Source organism: Leucobacter sp. UT-8R-CII-1-4, from assembly GCF_030010235.1.
Classification (GTDB): domain Bacteria; phylum Actinomycetota; class Actinomycetes; order Actinomycetales; family Microbacteriaceae; genus Leucobacter.
Map to the genome: position 1 here is coordinate 67,983 of NZ_JASCRS010000003.1, position 18,729 is coordinate 86,711.

Genomic DNA, 18,729 nt, shown 5'->3' on the forward strand with positions numbered 1-18,729 from the left:
GAGCCAGGACACATAATCAACATAACCTCACGTTCCATGTCAAAGGGCGGAATTGAGTGCCTACACCTCAAGCACCGCCGTCAGCAACTCCACCGAAATCTCGCGCATCTCGGCTTTTCGCACTTTGCCCGTCACGGTCATTGGGAAGGCATCGACGATGTGCACAAAGCGTGGAATCTTGAAGTGGGTGAGTTTGCCATGGGCGAATTCGCGAATGTCGTCTGCGCTTAGGTTGGGTGCCCCCGGGCGCAGCACCAGCCAGGCCATGACTTCTTCGCCGTACTTTTCGTCTGGTACACCGATCACCTGCACGTCGGCAATATCGGGGTGGCGGTACAAAAATTCCTCGATTTCACGCGGATAAATGTTTTCACCGCCTCGGATAATCATGTCTTTAATGCGCCCGGCTACGTTGAGCCGCCCAGCTTCATCCATCGTGGCGAGGTCACCCGTGTGCATCCACCGTGATGTGTCAATGGCCTCGGCCGTTTTCTCCGGTTCGTCCCAGTAGCCAAGCATCACCGAGTAGCCGCGGGTGCAGAGCTGCCCCGACACTCCTCGCGGCACTACTCGGCCCTGTTTGTCGATGATTTTCACCTCAAGATGCGGCATGACTTTGCCAATGGTCTGAGTTTTTGAGGCGATATCGTCATCGCGCGAAGTCATCGTTGAGACCGGTGAGGTTTCGGTCATGCCGTAACAAATCACGACCTCGGGCATATGCATCTCGGCGATCACTCGCTCCATCACTTCGATCGGGCAGGGAGATCCCGCCATGATCCCGGTGCGCAGCGTACTCAGATCGAAGTCACCAAAGTTTTCGAGTGCGAGCTCTGCGATAAACATTGTGGGCACTCCGTAGAGTGCGGTGCACTGTTCGTCTTGCACTGCACGAAGGGTGCTTTCGGCTTCAAAGGTTGGTGCTGGCAGCACTACGCAGGCGGAGTGCGAGTGGGCACCGATCACTCCCATCACCATGCCAAAGCAGTGATAGAGCGGTACGGGTAGCGCCACGCGATCCAGCGCCGAATAATGCAGCCCTTCACCCACAAAATAGCCGTTGTTCACGAGGTTGTGATGCGAGAGAGTGGCGCCCTTCGGGAAACCCGTGGTACCAGAGGTGTACTGAATATTGATGGGGTCATCGAACGCCAGCGTCGCCGCGATGTCGTCAAGTTGTGCCGGGTCTGCTGCTGCACCCTTTGCTAGAACCCGATCCCACTTTTTTGACCCGATAAAGAGTGTTTTGCGGTAGCCAACCTCTTCGAGCATGCCCTTGTAGTCGGAAGCTTTGAACGATTTCGCACTCACCACGAGTTTGATGCCGGCCTGCTCAAGCACGTACGCGAGTTCGTAGCTGCGATATGCCGGGTTGATGTTCACCAGAATCGCGCCAATTTTTGCGGTCGCGTATTGGGTAAAGATCCACTCAGCACAGTTTGGCGCCCAAATGCCGACCCGATCGCCCTTTTGAATCCCCATTTCGAGTAGGCCGAGGGCAAGTTGTTCAACTTTGGCTTTCAGTTGCGCGAAAGTCCAGCGCCGGGCGCTAGCTATTTCTACGAGCGCTTCGCGATCTGGGTGGGCTTCTGCGGCCGAATCAAGCATGTTGCCGATAGTCACTCCGAGCAACGGTGATGATGAGGAACCTGATGAGTAAGAATTCTGAGCTTCATTGCGCATACCCTGACGATGCCCGAGCTTCGCGTTTGGCGGCACCCCCGAAAGGGGGTGATTCCCGGGGCTTCGTAGTACAGTGCAGTCATCGTGAACAATGAAGTTGACTTCGAGGCGCTGCTTGCGCGCACGTTCACGCGTGCCCAAATTCAGACGCAATTGCCAGTGGTGTTTGGCGGCTGGGCAAACTCAAGTCAGCAGTTCTCTATCTCGCAGGTCGCTGGCGGACTTACCGCTTCGTTGCCGGGTCTTGTTATTCGAGCTGGTTTCGGCATCGGCGGTTTGGCTCTTGAAAGCGGCAGAGTGGCGACGGTTCCGAACTATCTCGACAGCAGCAGAATCACCCACCACTACGACCGGGCAGTCGCATCTGAACAGCTGCGTTCGATTGTTGCGGCTCCGGTTACGGTGGATCGCAAGATCCGTGGCGTGCTTTACGGTGCGAGTCGCGATGAGGCCCCCTTTGGGCCTCGCTTGTTCACTGCGTTTCAGGAGTGCACCAGGCAATTGGCTTTTGAACTAGCGGTTGCTGAGGCGACTGAGCGGCGGTTGCGCGATATCGAAACTGCGGCGGCACTCGAAGCCCCAAGCCTCGCTCACAGCCGCAGTGAACGTGAAAAGATTCGTCTTGCGCACGCAGAATTGCTTGAGCTGGCTCGCGATACTGACGATGCACGATTGCGCGCAAAACTCTCTGAACTTGCCGGTCGTTTTGCCCAACAGCCAGCGCCAAACGCGAGCAGCGTGACGCTCTCGGCGCGTGAGACTGAGGTGATCACTCTGGTCGCTCTCGGTTGCACCAACCTTGAGATCGCCGAGCGCCTGCATGTCGAGGCCGAAACGGTGAAAAGCTATCTGCGCAATTGTATGCGCAAGCTTGAGGTGCACAGTCGCACAGCTGCGGTGTCTCGGGCGAGGTTGCTCGGTCTATTGCCGTAGCGAAGTGACTCCAATATCAATTCTGGGTTCTCTCGCCTGCACCTTTTCACACATCCATGTGAAGAGGTACATTAATTGAGTTTCTGATGTTTCGCAGCGGGAGGTGCCGTAGTCATGAGCACTATGCTTCTCAGCAGATTTGGCCTCCTTCGAATGTCGGGCCGCGACCCTCACGAAGCGCACCGCGTGGCGAGCCCCCTCGAACTCTTTTTTGACCTGGTTTTTGTGATCGCTGTCTCTCAAGCATCACAACAATTGCACCACGGCATCGTTGCGGGGCACGCAATGACGACGACGCTGAGCTACGCCATGATCTTTTTTGCTATCTGGTGGGCTTGGATGAATTTCACCTGGTTTGCCTCGGCCTTTGACACGGATGATTGGCTCTACCGGGTCACCACGATTGTGCAGATGGGCGGCGTACTCGTTGTGGCTGCCGGCGTGCACGATGCCATGGCGAACGGTGATTGGGCAACCGTCACGTGGGGCTACGTGATTATGCGCCTCGCTATGGTGACGCAGTGGTTGCGGGTGGCGGTTTCAGATCCTGAGCTTCGTGCGGTCGCACTGCGTTACGCGTTCGGTATCACTTTTGTGCAGGGCATTTGGTTAGCCCGCATCTCCTTTTCTGCAGATATTCAGTTCTGGAGTTTTTGGCCAGCAATGGTCCTGGAACTTTTGGTGCCAGTCTTTGCTGAGCGCGCACGAAACACACCGTGGCATCCGCACCACATTGCCGAGCGATACAGCCTATTTGTGCTCATTCTGCTTGGCGAAAGCCTTCTCGCCTCGGCCAATGCAATTATTGACGCTTTGAACTCGGGTGATCATGTCGAAGGAATTCTTCGACTCGCAATCTCGGGCTTGGTACTCGCCGCCGGTGTCTGGTGGTTGTACTTTTCGCACGAGTACGGTGATCGTTTGAATAGCGCAAGTTCGGGTTTCGGATTTGGCTATGCACACTATCTGCTTTTTGCCTCGGTCGGTGCGATTTCGGCAGGCATCGAGGTCGAGCTTGATCTGCTCACGGGCGCGGCCGATCATCTTTCGGCGCGGTCTGCTTCACTCGCCTTTGCTGTGCCGGTTGCCGTGTTCATGTTTGTGGTTTGGCTGATCCTGCTGCGCATTCGTCTCTCGCCGGCAGCCTCGATTGTGTGCCTTGTCGCGACCGGCGCGGTCATTGTCTGCGCAATGCTGCCCATTGTGACGGTGCTTGGCGCCGCAATCTGTGTCGCGATCGCGGTGGCCAGTACCGAGGTGCATCGTGTTCGGCACCGCAATATTGTGTAGTTCGCCGCTATTTTGCGGGGGCCGCATCGTAGGTCACCCAGCGGGTGCGCGTGGCAACTTGTGAGTACAGCAATTGCGCCTGGTGGTTGTCTTCGGCGGTGATCCAACGCACCACTGAGCAGCCCTGTTCTTGCGCGATTTCTGAGAGCCGATGCAACACGGATCGTGCGACTCCTTTGCCTCGCGCTGCTGGATCGGTGAAGAGGTCGTCGAGCCAGATTCCGACGCTTCCGGTTGAGGGGCGCGCAAACTGTCGGTAGTGTCCGATCGCAAGTAGTTGATCTTCTGCTTCGGCGACAAGTCCGTGGCTTTCATGCGCTGGGTCCATCAGCCACGACCAAACACGATCAACAATCTCATTTGATGGTTCGAGTTTGTAGAACTCACGGTATGCAGTGAAGAGTTCGCGCCAGCGTGGCTCGTCTGCCGCTTCGAGGGGCCTGACGTGAAGAGGTTCCGCGAGAGTCATTCTTTGTGTCCTTTTAACGAGAGCGTGGGATCGCCGACCAATTCTGGTGCCGCGCAATTCGACAACAATAAAAGGCAGGCGGTCCTAGCTACAAGTCCAAATGACAGGGTTCTGAGCAGACCAGTTAGTGACTTCTTCCCGCATAGAGTGACAGCAGTTCTTGCTCTTCTGCCGCGCTCAAGCCGGCACCGTTCACCGTATCGATCCGTGCGTCGTGTGCCCATGAGAGGGTGTCGCGCATAGTCTCGGCAACGGGGCGCAAAGAAAGCCCTGCCTGTTTCGCACGGGCGTTTGCCACAGCTCCGAGTCCGGCAATGGTGGGGTCGGCGATCCACAGTGGCAATGAGCGAGGGCCGACCCACTGTGCCACTCCCTGTTCGACGAGCCAATCACTTGGAATGGGTGTCACCTGGCCGCGATATTCGTTCACAGTTCGCGCAGTCGCCAGGTATTCCTTAAGTGGCAATGTATCGCCACTCGCGTTGAATGCGCCGACAGTGCCGTCTTCAAGCAGTGTGATGATCCAGCGCGCCAGATCTCGAACATCAATTACTGAGACTGGTTGTCTCGGCACATCGGGTGTCAGTACCTGGTCTGGTTCTGTGCGGGGTTCAGCGAAGCGCAGTGGCCAGTAGCTGGTTCGACCGGTTGGATCCCCCGGTCCTCCGATCAGTCCTGGCCGAAGAATAATGGCACGCTCTGGCCCGAATTCCATTTGCACGGCTTGCTCGCAGGCTGCTTTTGCAGAGCCGTATTGATCGATTGTTGCCATCTCGTCGGCAGGCAGCGGAAGGTGCAATTCTGCACTTTCGTTGACGCCCGCGATGGCAAGTGACTTATAAACACTTGCCGAGGAAACGTAGAGATATCGGTCGGTGCACTCGGCAAGATCTCGCACCGATCGGCGCACCTGACCTGGCGAGGTGGCGACGTCAATCACAGCGTCCCACTGGGTGCCCTTTGCGCCGTTGCAGGCTTCGAGTTCATTGCGATCGGCACGAATGATGTCTGCGCCTTCTGGCACATTTGCGCCTCGTGCGAGGCAGGTAACTTCATGCCCCGCGGCGAGCGCTGCGGTCGCGACGTTGCCACCGAGCCAGGCCGTTCCGCCCAAAATGAGGATCTTCATGTGGCAAGTATGCCTACGCATGTCACTGATTTGTAAGCGCGGTTCTCGCTTAGCGAAACCACTCTTTTGCCGTGTTAGCGCTTAGTGTTGGGCCGCATCGATAAGCGTTTCAAGGTGCTTGCTGAGCCGCCGTAGCGCGTCTTCTCCGCCGTTTGATCCGAGAGCCGAGGCGCATGCCGCGCCGTCTGCTGCGGCCATTGCAACTTCATACACGCTGGGCGGCAAACCATCGTTTGCGAGTGCTTCGTCCCACCAGACGGCATCTTCGTGTGCGAGTTCTTCAATGTTGGGCAGGGTGCTCAGCATGGCGATCAGCACCAGGTCTTGACGTGCGAGCACATCTTCCGGGTCGGGGAAGAGGCGTGCCGAGACGTAAGCTCGTGTGAACGAACCGGTCGCAGTGTTGCCCGCTGCACGCTCGACAACGGCTGCACGAAACCCCTCGAGCAGGTTTTCGGCCAATGCTCGCAATAGATCATTTTTTGAAGCGAAGTGGTACTTCAGGCCGCCTTTTGAGACGCCTGCGCGCTGTGCAATCTGGTCTATTGACGCTTGCACTCCTGTCTCGCGAATCTCTTGCGCTGCGGCTTCAAGGATTGCTCGACGCGTGTCTTCCGCGCTTCTGCCAAGCTTTCGACCCATTGTTCAACCTCTTTTCGGTCTCTGAGTCATTCTAGAGAACACTCACTTGAAACTATACCGCCCGGGCGGTACAGTAACTCAAGTGAAAAACCTAACCCAAACCCCCAAGCGACCAGCAAGTCGCTGGTTTGCAGTATCGATCCTCGTACTTGCTGCGGCAGTGCTGTCGATCGACGCAACTGTGTTGTATCTGGCAGTGCCAGCTCTCACCGCAGATTTGCGCCCATCGGCCGACCAGGTGCTGTGGATCGGAGACGTCTACCCCCTCGCGCTAGCGGGCCTACTCATTCCATTCGGCAATCTCGCTGATCGCATCGGCCGCCGCCGACTCCTGCTTATCGGAGCCGTCGGCTTCGGGGCCGCGTCAGCACTTGCAGCATTTGCGCCGAACGCCGAGCTTCTCATCTTTGCCCGGGTCGCACTCGGCGTCACCGGCGCAATGATCATGCCCTCGACGCTGTCGATCATTCGCGACATGTTTGACGATGCCAAAGAACGCACCAAAGCGGTCGCCATATGGACGGCCGGCACCAGCGGTTCAGCGGCACTCGGCCCAATCATTGGCGGAGCTCTCCTCGAACAGTTCTGGTGGGGCGCAGTTTTTCTGATCAATGTGCCGATCATGCTGTTCGTGATTATCGCCGGACTTATTGTGCTGCCCGAATCCCGAAACCCAAATCCTGGCCGCTTCGATGTGCTCTCTGCGCTGCTCTCATTCGCAACACTGGTTCCATTTATTTGGGCGGTAAAACGAATGCTGGGTGAGGGCTTTGACCTCGCAGGGGTCTTCGGAATTATCGGTGCCGCTTTGGCTGCTTGGTGGTTTATCCACAGGCAACGCCGCGCAAGCGAAGCAATGATCGACGTGGAGCTGTTTAAGTCAGCGGCCTTCTCCGGCACAGTACTCGCGAATTTTGTTGCAGCATTTGCTCTCGCAGGGCTGCTGTTCTTCTTCTCGCAGTATCTTCAATTAGTGCGCGGCATGACTCCGATCATCGCCGGCGCGGCAGAAGTACCGGCTACTCTCGGCGGCATTCTTGGTATCGCGTTTGTCGGCTGGTTGCTCGCCCGACTCGGTGTTGGCCGTGCGGTTGCAATAGCGCTCGTTGTGATTGCAATCGGGCTGTCGCTCGTTGCGCTGGCTGAGCAATCACCGCATTACGTCTGGCTCGCTTTGGCACTCGCAGTACTTGGTTTCGGTGTTGGCATTACTCAGACCGTCACAACCGATGCCGTGGTAACAATGGCTCCCAAAGAGCGCGCTGGATCAGCCGCAGCAATTTCGGAGACTTCGCTTGAGCTTGGCACCGCCTTCGGCATCGCCGTTCTCGGCTCAGTGGTTGGCGCGTGGTACCGGGTTGGCGCCCCAGTCCCGAGCGGACTCAACGCGAGTGACGCCGCTGCAGTACAAGGTTCGCTTGCCCAAGCATTGAGCATCCTGCCCGCGGGCAGCCCTGATGCTGATGCCGCACAACTTGCATTCACGCATGCTATGCAGCTCACTTCGCTCACGGCTGCCGCTGTTGTATTCGCAGTTGCGGTGCTGGTGTGGCGAGTTGTTCCGTCACGCTCAACCGAAATCGCCACACCCTAAATAGGGCAGTACATCGGCTTGCTTAGCGCTTCGTCGATGCAATCGAGACGAGGGTGCGCGCGGCGCCTCGCAGGTCCCGCGCGCTTCCTCGCCAAATTGCGGTGAAGGGGCGCAGCAACGGTGGATCGATCGAAACGCCAACGATGCGCTGCAATTTGATGTCGTCTGTGAGCGTCAGTTCGCTCAGTACCGCCGGGGCAACTCCCTCCGCGACTGCTGAGCGAACGGCGGCCTCCGTTGCCAGGGTGAACGCAGCCTCAACGGGCGCATAATTTCCGGCCAGCGAAACAGCCTGATCAAAGGCCTCCCGGGTACCGCTGCCTGCTTCGCGCATAACCAGAGCCGTCGCTGCGAGATCGCTTAATGCCACCCGCTGCAGCGCAGCCCAGGCGTGATCTGGCGCTACTGCCACCAGCATTTGGTCACTCGCCACCTGTGCACTACCGAGGTCTTTTGGCACATGCGGAGTCTCAACAAAGCCGAGGTCAATGCTGCCTGCTCGCAGCATCGCAATGACCTCGCTGCTGTTTCCAGTGTGCAACTCGACCTCGGGGCTTTGTGCCCGCTCAGTGAGGCCCGCTGAGCGAAGCTGCAAGATCCAACGCGGTAAAAGATGGCCTGCGATGGTCTGGCTCGCTCCCACCTTAAGTTCGCTGGCATGCGAAACGCCGCGAAGGCTCTGCACCCCCGATGAGAATCGTTCTGCGGCATCAAGCACTTCGATTGCCCAAGCGAGCACCGCTTCACCAACGCCGGTTGGGGTGATTCCACGCGGCGAGCGCTGCACGAGTTCAATTTCAAGACGTCGTTCGAGGCTTCGCAAGCGCATTGATGCGGTTTGTTGCGAGATTTCGAGCGCCCGAGCCGCTGCTGAAACGCTGCCAAGTCGCACCGACATCACGAATGATTCGAGTTCACTAATCGGTGGAGCGTTCACCAGACCAAACTACAAGAAAAGGTTGTAGCCCTACTGTATTTTTGGCCTTCCGCTCTTGGCAGCACGCCGCTGAGATGGAACCATGCAACTCTCACCGGTCAAAACACTGCCGACCCGACTAGCGCTTCGAGGCCGCGAAGTCTGGCTCGGTGCACTGTATTGCGCGCTCATCGCCGCAGTAGCAACCATTATCGGTGGCTTTGTTCCGCTCGTTGGATCGGCGATCCCCGCTGTCGTACTCGGTGTGCTGATCTCTCTTGTTCGCACACCTGCGGCAAAACTTCGCCCGGGTATCGCGTATTCCTCAAAATTTGTGTTGCAGTGCGCCGTGGTGTTGCTGGGTGCACAATTGTCGCTGCGAGCCGTCGTCGAGGTTGGCGCAGAATCGCTACCGGTCATGCTGAGTTCGCTCACGGTGTGCCTGCTGGCTGCCTGGTGGCTTGGGCGCCTACTCAACATTGATCGCGATGTACGAACGCTGATCGGTGTCGGCACTGGCATCTGCGGAGCCTCTGCGATTGCAGCGATTTCACCAGTGATTCGGGCAAAGAGTTCTGACATTTCATACGCGATCTCAACTGTGTTCTTGTTCAACATTCTCGCTGTGCTGATATTTCCAGCGGTGGGGCACGCACTCGGCATGAGCCCGCACGCTTTCGGCCTCTTCGCGGGAACCGCGGTCAACGACACCAGTTCGGTTGTGGCGGCGGCAAGTGCCTTTAGTACGGCTGCCCTCGGATTCGCCGTCGTTGTGAAACTTGTACGCACGCTCATGATTATTCCGATTAGCGTTGGGCTCGCGGTGATCGACAACAAGCGTTCAGCCGGAGCTCAAAAATTCACCCTGAAGCGAATCTTCGGTCTCGTTCCCTGGTTTCTCATCGGCTTCCTTGTGGTTGCCGCGATCTCGTCAACCGGCATTATTGCTCCGAGGATCACAGAAGCAGCGACACAGACAAGCGTATTTTTGGTGGCGATGGCCCTCGCAGGTATCGGCCTCTCAACCGATCTGGGGGCGATTCGCTCGGCGGGTCTCAAGCCGTTGATGCTCGGTGGGATCCTCTCGGTTCTCGTTGCACTCACCACTATTGGCACGATGTTTGCGACCGGGCACCTCGCCCTTTGAGCCTGTTAAGAGCGGGCGGCTTTACCCTTCACCAGAGCTGCAATCAGGCCAATCAGTGAGATCGCTGTGATCGCTGCCCCTACGGCCATGCCCACAAGAATCCAAGTTGGCGTTGGCGCTTCAAGCGACCGCTGATCTAGTTCTGCGTAGTTCAGACCCGAAAGAATCACAAAGGTCGCGACGGTAACCGCGCCAAGCACAAGCAAAGCTATAAACAAACGTATTGCGCGTGTCATTGTTTCGCCCTCACTGTGCGGTCGCGGCTCTAGCCAGAACTCTCAAGATAAAACATGGTCAGCTGTCGCGCAATCTACGCCTAGAGACCCTTTTCGTCCTGAATAGCGTTTCCGCCGTCAACCACTAACACCTGACCAGTCACATACGAAGCCCCAGCAGAAGCAAGAAACTCAATAACTGCCGCCACCTCGTCTGGAGTACCCGAACGACCCAGCGGAGTAGCGTCACCCATAAGATTTTCGTGCTCAGTCGCCGAGCCGGTTTTGATCCAGCCCGGAGCTACAGCATTCGCCGTGGTGCCGGTAGCGGCGAGATCGACAGCCAGTGAGCGAGTCAGGCCCACAAGACCGGCCTTCGCTGCGTGATATCCCACGTCTCCGCGGTAGGCAAGAATCGGCCCCGACACTGATGAGACTGTGACGATCCGACCGTGCTCCGCTGCGGTGATGTGTGGGAGCGCAGCCCGACTGAGCAAATATGCGGACGTAAGATTACGCGTCACTGCGTGTTCAAACCCAGCGCGGTCAAGATCTTCAACGCTCGCGGGTTCTTGCGGGTCTGAGATTGAGGTCATGCCCGCATTGTTCACCAGCACATCAAGTCGCCCAAAACCCTCAAGTGCTGCGTCAACCAGTGCCGCAGCCCCAAGCTCCTCAGTGAGATCAGCTATCACCGGAATCGCCCAGGGCAATCTGTCACTGCCAGGGTGCAGTTCTGCGGCAATCTCTTCGAGCTCAGCGGCCCGCTCATAAATACGGGGGCTCGTCGCGCCGACCACTACGCGCATACCGCCCCGAACAAACCTGGCCGCCGTAGCGAAGCCGATCCCGTCGGCCGATCCGGCGCCGCTGATCACTGCAACTCGCTCTGCTACTGGCAACCCTGCATCTCGCATGTTCTTCATCCTAATTCGCCAAAACAGGCAGCTCACCCAAAGCACAAAACAAAAAAGCGACCAGATCCAAAGATCTGGTCGCTTTTCTTCGTGTAACTCGCTACGTTCGTCAACGAATTTCAATAGCCTCAGAAACGAAAGCAAGCTTTCAGTTCATTCGACTTAATCACTCGTGCGCGAGGGGGGACTTGAACCCCCACGCCCTTGCGGGCACTGGCACCTGAAGCCAGCGCGTCTGCCAATTCCGCCACTCGCGCGAGTTTGCTGTAATGCGCCGAAGCGCCTCACAACCCGTTCAGCTTAGCAACAACCGTGCTCCAGTACAAAAACGGGGCTGAGCCACGCCGCAAACCGGCAAGATCTCGCCAAACGTGCATCGTTCCTTAGTACTACCGAATGTCACACCTATGTCTCGAAATTCTCAAAGACCGGCCAGTGTTCGGCACGGGCGCAGGGTTGCCGGGTAGCATGTTCGCGAAGGAGGGCGAACGCCATGGGTATTCTCGACAGCGTCGAGCGCGGTTTAGAGCGCGCAGTCAATGGTGCCTTCGCCCGCACATTCCGCTCGGGAGTTCAGCCCGTCGAAATCGCTGCCGGGATTAAGCGGGAGCTTGATATTGGCTCTGTTGTGGTCGACCGAGATCGTGTGCTTGCACCGAATCGTTTCGTCGTGCGGCTTTCCTCGGCAGACGCCGATCGACTCACTCGTCTTGGCGGAACGCTTGAACGCGAACTCATTGGCGTGGTGAATAAACACGCGAAACGTCAGGGCTATCAGCTTCTCGGCCTACCCGATGTCGAGTTGCGTCGCGATGATTCCCTCACCACGGGTGTACTTCAGATCGATGCCAGCCAGGTTGAAGGCGCGGTATCGTGGATCCCGATGATTGACGTCGAAGGCGTGCAGCACGCGTTGCGCAATGGCACCACGATTGTTGGCCGCGGTAGTGATGCAGACATTCGGGTCACCGATTCGGCGGCATCTCGGCAACATTTGCAGCTTATTTGGGATGGCAAGGCCGGCATCGCTCGCGACCTTGGCTCAACAAACGGCACCAAAATCAACGGTCAGCGATTCCGTGAAGCTGCTCTCAGCCCAGACACCGTAATTACTATCGGCAAAACCGCGCTCCGCTTCCAGCTCGTTCCGAGCCGGGGCGCAAACAGCCAGCCGCGCAGCGCGGCCCCTCAGCAACAGACTCGTGTGCAGCAGCACCAACCTTCACCTCAGCAGCCGCGAACATCTGTCGCGCAACCCGATCCGGCAGCGCAGCCCGGGATTGAACAAGATTTCTGGAGGGGCTTGTGAGTGAACTCACCCTGATGATCCTGCGCATCGGCTTTTTGCTTCTGCTCTGGCTGTTCATCTTTTCGATCGTGTACGCGCTTCGAAGTGATCTTTTCGGTGCACCAGTGCGCAAACTGCCAAGCAATGATCAGGCTTCGGCCCGTCAGGGCACTCCTCCGGTACCGGCAACTCCGGTTGTCGCGGCCGCAGCGGCTCAGGGGGCGGCACCCCCGGTGGCACCACCAATCACACCAAGTGGTGGTGCACTTCCTTCAGCCGGTGGATCGGCACAGCCCCGTGTGCTTGTCATCACGTCGGGCAGCGCCGCTGGCACCTCGCTGCCGCTTGATGACAGCGTCATCACAATTGGCCGCAGCAATGACTCGACTCTTGCCATTGTCGACGAGTACACCTCGACCTACCACGCGAAACTCGCTCGGAGTGGCGATCGCTGGTTGCTGACCGACCTTGATTCAACAAACGGCACAAAACTCAACGGCAGCCGTGTCACCGGCACCGTGTTGGTCCCCACGTACACGCCGGTCACCATTGGCACGACCACGTTTGAACTGAGGCCATAAGCGTGACGGTTGGCTTTACAAGCGCCATCGGCAGCCATGTCGGTATGGTGCGTTCGAACAATCAAGATTCGGGCTATGCCGGAAATCGATTGTTTCTTGTCGCAGACGGCATGGGCGGTCACGCGGGCGGTGATGTTGCTTCGGCACTCACCACTCGGGCCATTGCAAAGCTTGACGAGTTTCCTCAGCAACGTGCAACAAATGACACTGCTGAGCTTGGCGAAGATCCGCTCGCCCCACACAGTTCGATCTCAACGGATCCTGCCGAGGTTGCCCAGCGCCTAGCCGACTCTTTGCTGCAGGCAAACCGTATGCTGCGTGCAACGGTCGGCGATCGCCCTGAACTTTCGGGCATGGGCACCACGTTCTGTGGTTTCATGACCGTTGGTGATCAGCTCGCACTTGCGCATATTGGTGACTCACGCCTGTATCTCTTGCGCGACGGCAAGATGAATCAGATTACGAAGGATCACACCTTCGTGCAGCGCCTCGTCGACAGTGGTCGGATCACCGAAGAAGAAGCGAAGACACACCCTCGCCGCTCAGTGCTGATGCGTGTGCTTGGCGACGTCGATAGTTCGCCGGATATCGATACCGAGGTGCTCGACACTCGTCCGGGAGATCTTTGGCTGCTGTGTTCTGATGGCCTCTGCGGTTACGTCGAAGAAGAAGATATCGAGAAGATCTTGCTTCGCCGGCCTTCCTTGCAGGGTGCCGTCGACAACCTGATCGATAAGGCCCTCTCATTTGGCGCGCCCGACAACGTTACGGTTGTGCTTGTCGAATCGCAGCCTGGTCCTGCATCAAATACTGAAGCCGGTACTGCTCGTTTTGTCGGCTCGGCCGAAACCGAAACTGCTGAAGAGCCAGACAGCACAAACCGGATCAAGATCATGGGCCGTCGCCGTTCGCGTCGCGCTCAGCCGGTTGCCGAGTCGCACTTCGAACCGCGTGTCGACGAGTACTTGAACGAGCTGATTGCAGAAACTAAGCGGCGCAATCGTAGGCGTCGTTTGCTGTGGATGTTTGGTCTGCTTGGCATTATCACGCTCATTCTTGGCGGCATTGCGCTCGCCTATGAGTGGACTCAGACCCGCTACTTCGTTGGCACTGACGGCACGACAGTCATCATCTACCAGGGTGTGCAGCAGGAGCTCGGTTCGCTCTCGCTGAACTCTGTAGCCGAAGAGACCGGCATTCCGTTGAGTTCCCTCGACGGAATGGAACGTCGCCAGATTGAGCGCACTCTCAGCGCCTCGTCGCTCGATGAGGCCCGTGAGATTGTTGCGCGTTTGGGGGTGGATGACTCTTGAGTGAATCCAGACCTAGCAATCCACGTACTAGCGAAACAGTTCTGCAGCGGATCACAGCAATCCGAGCTCCTCGCATTCTGCGTGGCCTCGAGCTTGCGCTTGTGCTTTTCTCGCTGGCTATTGGCGCTGCCGCGATTGTGATCGTTGAGCTCACCGTCAATGAGAAGCTGACTCACAATCTGCTCGTTCCCGGCATCTTTTTTGCGGTCGCCGTGCTGATTATGCATGTGGTGATTCGAGTTACCGCGGCCGATGCTGATCCGCTGATTCTGCCGATTGTGGTGTTGTTGAACACTGTCGGTATTGCCCAGATTTACCGCATTGACCTGTCGAAGGGCGACCTTGGCTGGGAGGCCTACTCGGTACGCCAGTTGGTTTGGTCGATCATTGCGATCTTGGTTGCCGCTGCCGTTCTTGCGCTGCTGCGCAATCACCTCACGCTCTACCGTTACACCTTTGTGTCAGGCCTTGGTGCGTTGGTTTTGCTACTGCTGCCGATGCTGCCGATTATTGGTCAGGAGATCAACGGCGCTCGAGTGTGGATCCACGTTGGTGGGTTCTCGTTCCAGCCTGGCGAAGTTGCGAAGGTGTTGCTTGCGATCTTCTTCGCCGGCTATCTGGTCCGCAACGCAGATGCGTTGTCGATGGTGGGCAAGAAAGTTCTTGGCATTCGGTTCCCACGCGGTCGAGATCTTGGTCCGCTGATCGTGTTCTGGCTGATCGCCATGGCTGTGCTGGTGTTCCAGCGTGACCTTGGTACTTCGCTGCTGTACTTCGGCCTGTTCCTCTCGATGCTGTATCTCGCGACCGGTCGAGTTGGCTGGGTAGTGCTGGGTGTCGGATTGTTCCTCGCCGGTGGCATCATCGCCAGCCAGACACTCGAATACGTCGGTAATCGTTTTGCGAATTGGCTTGACCCGTTCGCCGATCCACTCGGTGCGAGCTATCAGCTGGTGCAGGGCCTCTTCGGTATGGCTAATGGCGGCATGACCGGTACCGGCCTTGGCCAGGGTTTCCCCGGCGATACCCCTGAGTCTCGTAGCGACTACATTTTTGCGAGCCTCGGCGAAGAAATCGGTTTGGTCGGCCTCTTTGTCGTTCTTGCTGCCTACCTGCTGCTCATTGGTCGCGCGCTGCGCATCGGTTTCGCAGGTCAAGATGACTTCGGCAAGCTCCTTGCTTCGGGCCTCGGCTTCGCAATCGCTTTGCAGGTGTTTATTGTTGCTGGTGGCGTGACCCGCGTGATTCCACTGACCGGTCTCACCATGCCGTTCCTGGCGGCCGGTGGCTCCTCACTGGTGTCTAACTGGATCATCATTGCCTTGCTGCTGCGCATGTCGAATTCGGTGCGCAATCGACCTAAGTTGGTGATCCGCGCATGAACAAGCAGCTGAAATACCTGAGCCGCACTGTTTTCGGCATGTTTATTGTGCTGTTTTTCTCGGTCACGATGATTCAGTTCGTCAATGCAGATGATCTGCGCGACAACGAGTTGAATCAGCGCAGCATCAAGAACAGCTACAAGGTTGAGCGCGGCTCAATTCTGGTTGATGGCAACCCGATCGCATTCTCGACGCCGACCGAGGACGAGTACCGCTTCACCCGTCAGTACGCTGACGGCGAGTTGTACGCGCCAATTACGGGCTACTTCTCGCGCCGCCAGGGCATGACGGGACTTGAGGGCGCGATGAATCAGGACCTTTCTGGTCTTGCTGGTTCTCAGTTCTTTACCCGCCTGATGCGCACAATGACTGGCGAGGAGCCTCAGGGTAGCTCGATTGAAACCACGCTCAACGCAGAGGTGCAGGCTGCTACGGCAGAGGCAATGAGCGAGTTCAAGGGCGCAGCAATCGCTTACGAGCCTGACACCGGCCGCATTCTTTCGATGGTGTCTACCCCAAGCTACGACCCGAGTCTGCTTTCGGTAAACGATGATTCTGAGGTCATTGCGAACTACTCGCAGTTGGTCGAGGATCCGAACGATCCACTGTTCAACCGCACTATCGGCGGCGATCTGTATCACCCGGGCTCAACCTACAAGCTGCTCGTTGCTGCTGCTGCAATCGAAAACGGCACAGCCACACCGTCGAGCACTTTTGCTAACCCTTCTGCGCTGCAGTTGCCTGGCACCTCGCACGAGATCAAGAACAACTGGAGTGGTACTTGCGGCTCCGGGCCACAGACGACACTGATGCAAGCCATCACCATGTCGTGCAACATTCCTATTGCCGAACTGGCGATGAGCATGGATAACAAGGCGGTGCCTGAAATGGCTCGTGCCTTTGGCTTCGAGCAGGATCTCTCGATCCCGCTTTCGGTCACCCCAAGTGTTGCGCCGAACCCGAGCGATAGTGCTCAGGTTGCGATTTCGTCAATCGGACAGCTTGATGTTCGCGCGACTCCACTGCAGATGGCTATGGTTTCTGCGGGTATCGCGAACGACGGTGTTGTCATGGAGCCTTCGCTCGTGAAACGCGTGATCACTCCAGATCTGCGCACCGAACGCGAGTACAAGCCTGTCGAGTTCTCCAATCCCATCTCTGAGAGCACCGCTAAGGCGATGCAGAGCATGATGGAGAACGGCGTGAATGCCTCAGACGGCGCTTCATCTGGTGCACGCATCGAGGGTGCCCGTGTAGGCGGTAAAACCGGTACAGCCGAGAACGGCCTGGACGAAGATGGCGATCCGTTGCCGTACACGCTCTGGTTCACCGGCTACGGCTTTAAGGATGACAAACAAGTGGCTATCGCGGTCGTCATTGAAGACGGTGGCGGCGAAGCATATGGATATTCGGGAACTTCTTCTGACCTTCCCGTACGAGTCGGAAAACAGATAATGGAAGCGGTGTTGAACCAATGAGACCTACTGCAGGAATCACTTTCGGCGGGCGCTACGAACTCAGCTCACGTATCGCGGTCGGCGGTATGGGCGAGGTGTGGAAGGCCAGCGACGCCATCATCGGCCGAACGGTCGCCATCAAGATCCTCAAAGACGAGTACATGGGCGACCCCGGGTTCCTTGAGCGCTTCCGCGCCGAGGCTCGTCACGCTGCTCTCGTGAACCACGAAGGCATCGCGAATGTCTTTGACTACGGTGAGGAACAGGGCTCCGCATACATTGTGATGGAGCTCGTGCCTGGCGAACCGCTGTCGGCAATCATCGAGCGCGAGGGACGCCTTCCGGCCGATCGCGTGCTCGGCATCGTGGCTCAGACCGCGACTGCGCTGCAGGCTGCGCACGATGCTGGCCTGGTGCACCGCGATATCAAGCCCGGCAACCTGCTTATTACGCCAGAGGGCCGCGTCAAGATCACCGATTTTGGTATTGCTCGCATTGCCGATCAGGTGCCGCTCACTGCTACTGGGCAGGTTATGGGCACCGTTCAGTATTTGGCTCCTGAGCAGGCAAGTGGTCATACGGCCACTGCTTCGACCGATATTTACTCGCTTGGCATCGTTGCGTACGAGTGCCTGGCAGGTAAGCGCCCATTCACGGGTGAGTCGCAGGTCGCTATTGCGATGGCTCAGATCAATGACACGCCGCCGGCACTGCCACAGGATATTCCGACTCCTGTGCAGCGTCTCGTGCTCGCTTGTTTGGCTAAAGATCCAGCGGATCGCCCACAGACTGCGGCAAAGCTCGCTCAGGCAGCAACCGCTCTGCATCGCGGCAATCTGCAGCTCGCAGCAAGCTACGTGCCGCAGATTGCCGACACACCTGACGCAACTCAGGTGATGCCAGCGACCACCCAGTTGCTGAATGAAGCTGCAACTACCGCGCTGCCGCAGACTCAGATGATGCCTGAGAACCAGCTCGGTGTCGACGAGGAAGAGGCTGAGCCACTCGACGAGCTCGCAAAGAAGAAGCGCAGCCCGTGGACTTGGCCGCTGGTCACTCTTGCCGCTCTGCTTCTTCTGATCGGTGGCGGTACTGCTGTCGCTCTGCTCAACCAGGGTGGTGGCGAAGAGAAGCCGACTGAGACCACTACGACTCCGCCGAAGCCTCCTGAGAAGAAGGATTACGCCGAGATCGTCGCGAGCAACTTCGTTGGTAAGAATGCTGATGAGGTTGTTGGCATGCTTACCGAGATGGGCTTCACCGAGGTCGTCAAGGCAGAGGGCAACCCCACTGCTGACGATCAGGTCGGTCTGGTTTCTGACGTGAGCCCAACTGGCAAAAAGGTCAAGTTCAGCCAGAGGATCACTGTCACCTACAACGTGGCCTACGGTGATGCTGCTGCACCCGGTGCACCAAATGCACCAAGTACGGTGAACTCGGGCGCTGATTTCACTGCAGCTCTCTCGTCGGGTGGCGTTTGCCCAACCGGCCTGAGCTTCAGCGAGTTCAGCGTCACCGTTCAGGGCAATGGATCACTAGCAAGCTTGAATGGCTCAACGGCTAACCTGAAGGCTGACACGCTTGCCCCAGGTGCTGCAGATGGAACCATCACGGTCACCTACACCGCAACGTGCACCGGAAACGGGGTCACCCGCACCTCACCAGCTTCTGCCGCGACAACGATCACAGTAAAGGCACCACCAGCTGAGCCAGACCCGGATCCGAATCCTGGCCAAGGTGGCAACTAATCACGTCGTATCCACATAAACTGGA

Annotated in this window: 17 protein-coding genes and 1 tRNA gene; 10 read left to right on the plus strand and 8 right to left on the minus strand. The window is 57.7% G+C overall.

Annotation, left to right across the window (positions count from 1 at the left end; all coding sequences use genetic code 11):
* Positions 1-60: 60 nt before the first annotated feature.
* Positions 61-1,683: an AMP-binding protein gene (locus QBL02_RS07665; protein WP_282725822.1), complete on the minus strand. Its 1,623-nt coding sequence runs from the start codon at positions 1,681-1,683 to the stop codon at positions 61-63.
* A gap of 84 nt (positions 1,684-1,767) precedes the next feature.
* Here QBL02_RS07665 and QBL02_RS07670 point away from each other — a divergent pair, with 84 nt between their 5' ends.
* A complete protein-coding gene (locus QBL02_RS07670; protein WP_282725823.1) occupies positions 1,768-2,616 on the plus strand; it encodes a LuxR C-terminal-related transcriptional regulator in 849 nt (282 codons plus the stop codon).
* 114 nt (positions 2,617-2,730) lie between these two features.
* A complete protein-coding gene (locus QBL02_RS07675; RefSeq protein ID WP_282725824.1) occupies positions 2,731-3,906 on the plus strand; it encodes a low temperature requirement protein A in 1,176 nt (391 codons plus the stop codon).
* Between the two features lie 7 nt (positions 3,907-3,913).
* On the opposite strand, the gene QBL02_RS07680 is transcribed toward QBL02_RS07675, so the two are convergent.
* The 3 genes from QBL02_RS07680 to QBL02_RS07690 form a co-directional block, all read right to left on the minus strand.
* Positions 3,914-4,375 (minus strand): GNAT family N-acetyltransferase, encoded by a 462-nt coding sequence (locus QBL02_RS07680; RefSeq protein ID WP_282725825.1) that lies wholly within the window; start codon positions 4,373-4,375, stop codon positions 3,914-3,916.
* A gap of 124 nt (positions 4,376-4,499) precedes the next feature.
* Complete coding sequence (locus QBL02_RS07685; RefSeq protein ID WP_282725826.1) at positions 4,500-5,504, minus strand: NAD-dependent epimerase/dehydratase family protein; 1,005 nt, start codon at positions 5,502-5,504, stop codon at positions 4,500-4,502.
* A gap of 81 nt (positions 5,505-5,585) precedes the next feature.
* Positions 5,586-6,146, minus strand: a complete 561-nt coding sequence (locus QBL02_RS07690) for a TetR family transcriptional regulator (protein WP_282725827.1) — start codon at positions 6,144-6,146, stop codon at positions 5,586-5,588.
* 82 nt (positions 6,147-6,228) lie between these two features.
* On the opposite strand from QBL02_RS07690, the gene QBL02_RS07695 reads away from it, so the two are divergent.
* The gene (locus QBL02_RS07695; RefSeq protein WP_282725828.1) at positions 6,229-7,740 is read left to right on the plus strand and encodes an MFS transporter; all 1,512 of its coding nucleotides are present in this window, start codon (positions 6,229-6,231) and stop codon (positions 7,738-7,740) included.
* 22 nt (positions 7,741-7,762) lie between these two features.
* Here the strand turns inward: QBL02_RS07695 and QBL02_RS07700 are convergent, their stop codons facing one another.
* A complete protein-coding gene (locus QBL02_RS07700) occupies positions 7,763-8,677 on the minus strand; it encodes a LysR family transcriptional regulator (RefSeq protein WP_282725829.1) in 915 nt (304 codons plus the stop codon).
* Between the two features lie 82 nt (positions 8,678-8,759).
* On the opposite strand from QBL02_RS07700, the gene QBL02_RS07705 reads away from it, so the two are divergent.
* Positions 8,760-9,803, plus strand: coding sequence for a putative sulfate exporter family transporter (locus QBL02_RS07705; protein ID WP_282725830.1), 1,044 nt, complete (start codon positions 8,760-8,762; stop codon positions 9,801-9,803).
* A gap of 5 nt (positions 9,804-9,808) precedes the next feature.
* Here QBL02_RS07705 and QBL02_RS07710 read toward each other — a convergent pair whose 3' ends face one another.
* The 3 genes from QBL02_RS07710 to QBL02_RS07720 form a co-directional block, all read right to left on the minus strand.
* Entirely contained in the window at positions 9,809-10,039 is a 231-nt protein-coding gene (locus QBL02_RS07710) for a hypothetical protein (protein ID WP_282725831.1), read from the minus strand.
* An 80-nt stretch (positions 10,040-10,119) separates the two neighbouring features.
* Entirely contained in the window at positions 10,120-10,935 is an 816-nt protein-coding gene (locus tag QBL02_RS07715) for an SDR family NAD(P)-dependent oxidoreductase (protein WP_282725833.1), read from the minus strand.
* A 173-nt stretch (positions 10,936-11,108) separates the two neighbouring features.
* Positions 11,109-11,192 (minus strand) — tRNA-Leu (locus tag QBL02_RS07720).
* 236 nt (positions 11,193-11,428) lie between these two features.
* On the opposite strand from QBL02_RS07720, the gene QBL02_RS07725 reads away from it, so the two are divergent.
* Genes QBL02_RS07725 through QBL02_RS07750 form a run of 6 tightly spaced genes read left to right on the plus strand, consistent with a single transcriptional unit; the run spans position 11,429 to position 18,704 of the window.
* Complete coding sequence (locus QBL02_RS07725) at positions 11,429-12,244, plus strand: DUF3662 and FHA domain-containing protein (RefSeq protein WP_282725834.1); 816 nt, start codon at positions 11,429-11,431, stop codon at positions 12,242-12,244.
* Positions 12,241-12,804 carry an FHA domain-containing protein gene (locus QBL02_RS07730; protein ID WP_282725835.1) on the plus strand — a complete coding sequence of 188 codons (564 nt, stop codon included), beginning with the start codon at positions 12,241-12,243 and terminating at the stop codon, positions 12,802-12,804. The genes QBL02_RS07725 and QBL02_RS07730 overlap by 4 nt, the downstream gene beginning before the upstream one ends.
* A gap of 2 nt (positions 12,805-12,806) precedes the next feature.
* Positions 12,807-14,117 carry a PP2C family serine/threonine-protein phosphatase gene (locus QBL02_RS07735; RefSeq protein WP_282725836.1) on the plus strand — a complete coding sequence of 437 codons (1,311 nt, stop codon included), beginning with the start codon at positions 12,807-12,809 and terminating at the stop codon, positions 14,115-14,117.
* Positions 14,114-15,499: an FtsW/RodA/SpoVE family cell cycle protein gene (locus tag QBL02_RS07740; protein ID WP_282725837.1), complete on the plus strand. Its 1,386-nt coding sequence runs from the start codon at positions 14,114-14,116 to the stop codon at positions 15,497-15,499. The genes QBL02_RS07735 and QBL02_RS07740 overlap by 4 nt, the downstream gene beginning before the upstream one ends.
* Complete coding sequence (locus QBL02_RS07745) at positions 15,496-16,977, plus strand: penicillin-binding transpeptidase domain-containing protein (RefSeq protein WP_282725838.1); 1,482 nt, start codon at positions 15,496-15,498, stop codon at positions 16,975-16,977. Before QBL02_RS07740 ends, QBL02_RS07745 begins: the two co-directional genes overlap by 4 nt.
* A complete protein-coding gene (locus QBL02_RS07750) occupies positions 16,974-18,704 on the plus strand; it encodes a protein kinase (protein WP_282725839.1) in 1,731 nt (576 codons plus the stop codon). The genes QBL02_RS07745 and QBL02_RS07750 overlap by 4 nt, the downstream gene beginning before the upstream one ends.
* Positions 18,705-18,729 lie beyond the last annotated feature (25 nt).

What these genes read in the sequence shown, in the direction of transcription:
- QBL02_RS07680 (WP_282725825.1), bottom strand. Translation starts at nt 4,375, where the DNA reads ATGACTCTCGCGGAACCTCTTCACGTCAGGCCCCTCGAAGCGGCAGAC.
- QBL02_RS07675 (WP_282725824.1), top strand. Translation starts at nt 2,731, where the DNA reads ATGAGCACTATGCTTCTCAGCAGATTTGGCCTCCTTCGAATGTCGGGC.
- QBL02_RS07715 (WP_282725833.1), bottom strand. Translation starts at nt 10,935, where the DNA reads ATGCGAGATGCAGGGTTGCCAGTAGCAGAGCGAGTTGCAGTGATCAGC.
- QBL02_RS07705 (WP_282725830.1), top strand. Translation starts at nt 8,760, where the DNA reads ATGCAACTCTCACCGGTCAAAACACTGCCGACCCGACTAGCGCTTCGA.
- QBL02_RS07745 (WP_282725838.1), top strand. Translation starts at nt 15,496, where the DNA reads ATGAACAAGCAGCTGAAATACCTGAGCCGCACTGTTTTCGGCATGTTT.
- QBL02_RS07690 (WP_282725827.1), bottom strand. Translation starts at nt 6,146, where the DNA reads ATGGGTCGAAAGCTTGGCAGAAGCGCGGAAGACACGCGTCGAGCAATC.
- QBL02_RS07725 (WP_282725834.1), top strand. Translation starts at nt 11,429, where the DNA reads ATGGGTATTCTCGACAGCGTCGAGCGCGGTTTAGAGCGCGCAGTCAAT.
- QBL02_RS07710 (WP_282725831.1), bottom strand. Translation starts at nt 10,039, where the DNA reads ATGACACGCGCAATACGTTTGTTTATAGCTTTGCTTGTGCTTGGCGCG.
- QBL02_RS07665 (WP_282725822.1), bottom strand. Translation starts at nt 1,683, where the DNA reads ATGCGCAATGAAGCTCAGAATTCTTACTCATCAGGTTCCTCATCATCA.
- QBL02_RS07685 (WP_282725826.1), bottom strand. Translation starts at nt 5,504, where the DNA reads ATGAAGATCCTCATTTTGGGCGGAACGGCCTGGCTCGGTGGCAACGTC.
- QBL02_RS07750 (WP_282725839.1), top strand. Translation starts at nt 16,974, where the DNA reads ATGAGACCTACTGCAGGAATCACTTTCGGCGGGCGCTACGAACTCAGC.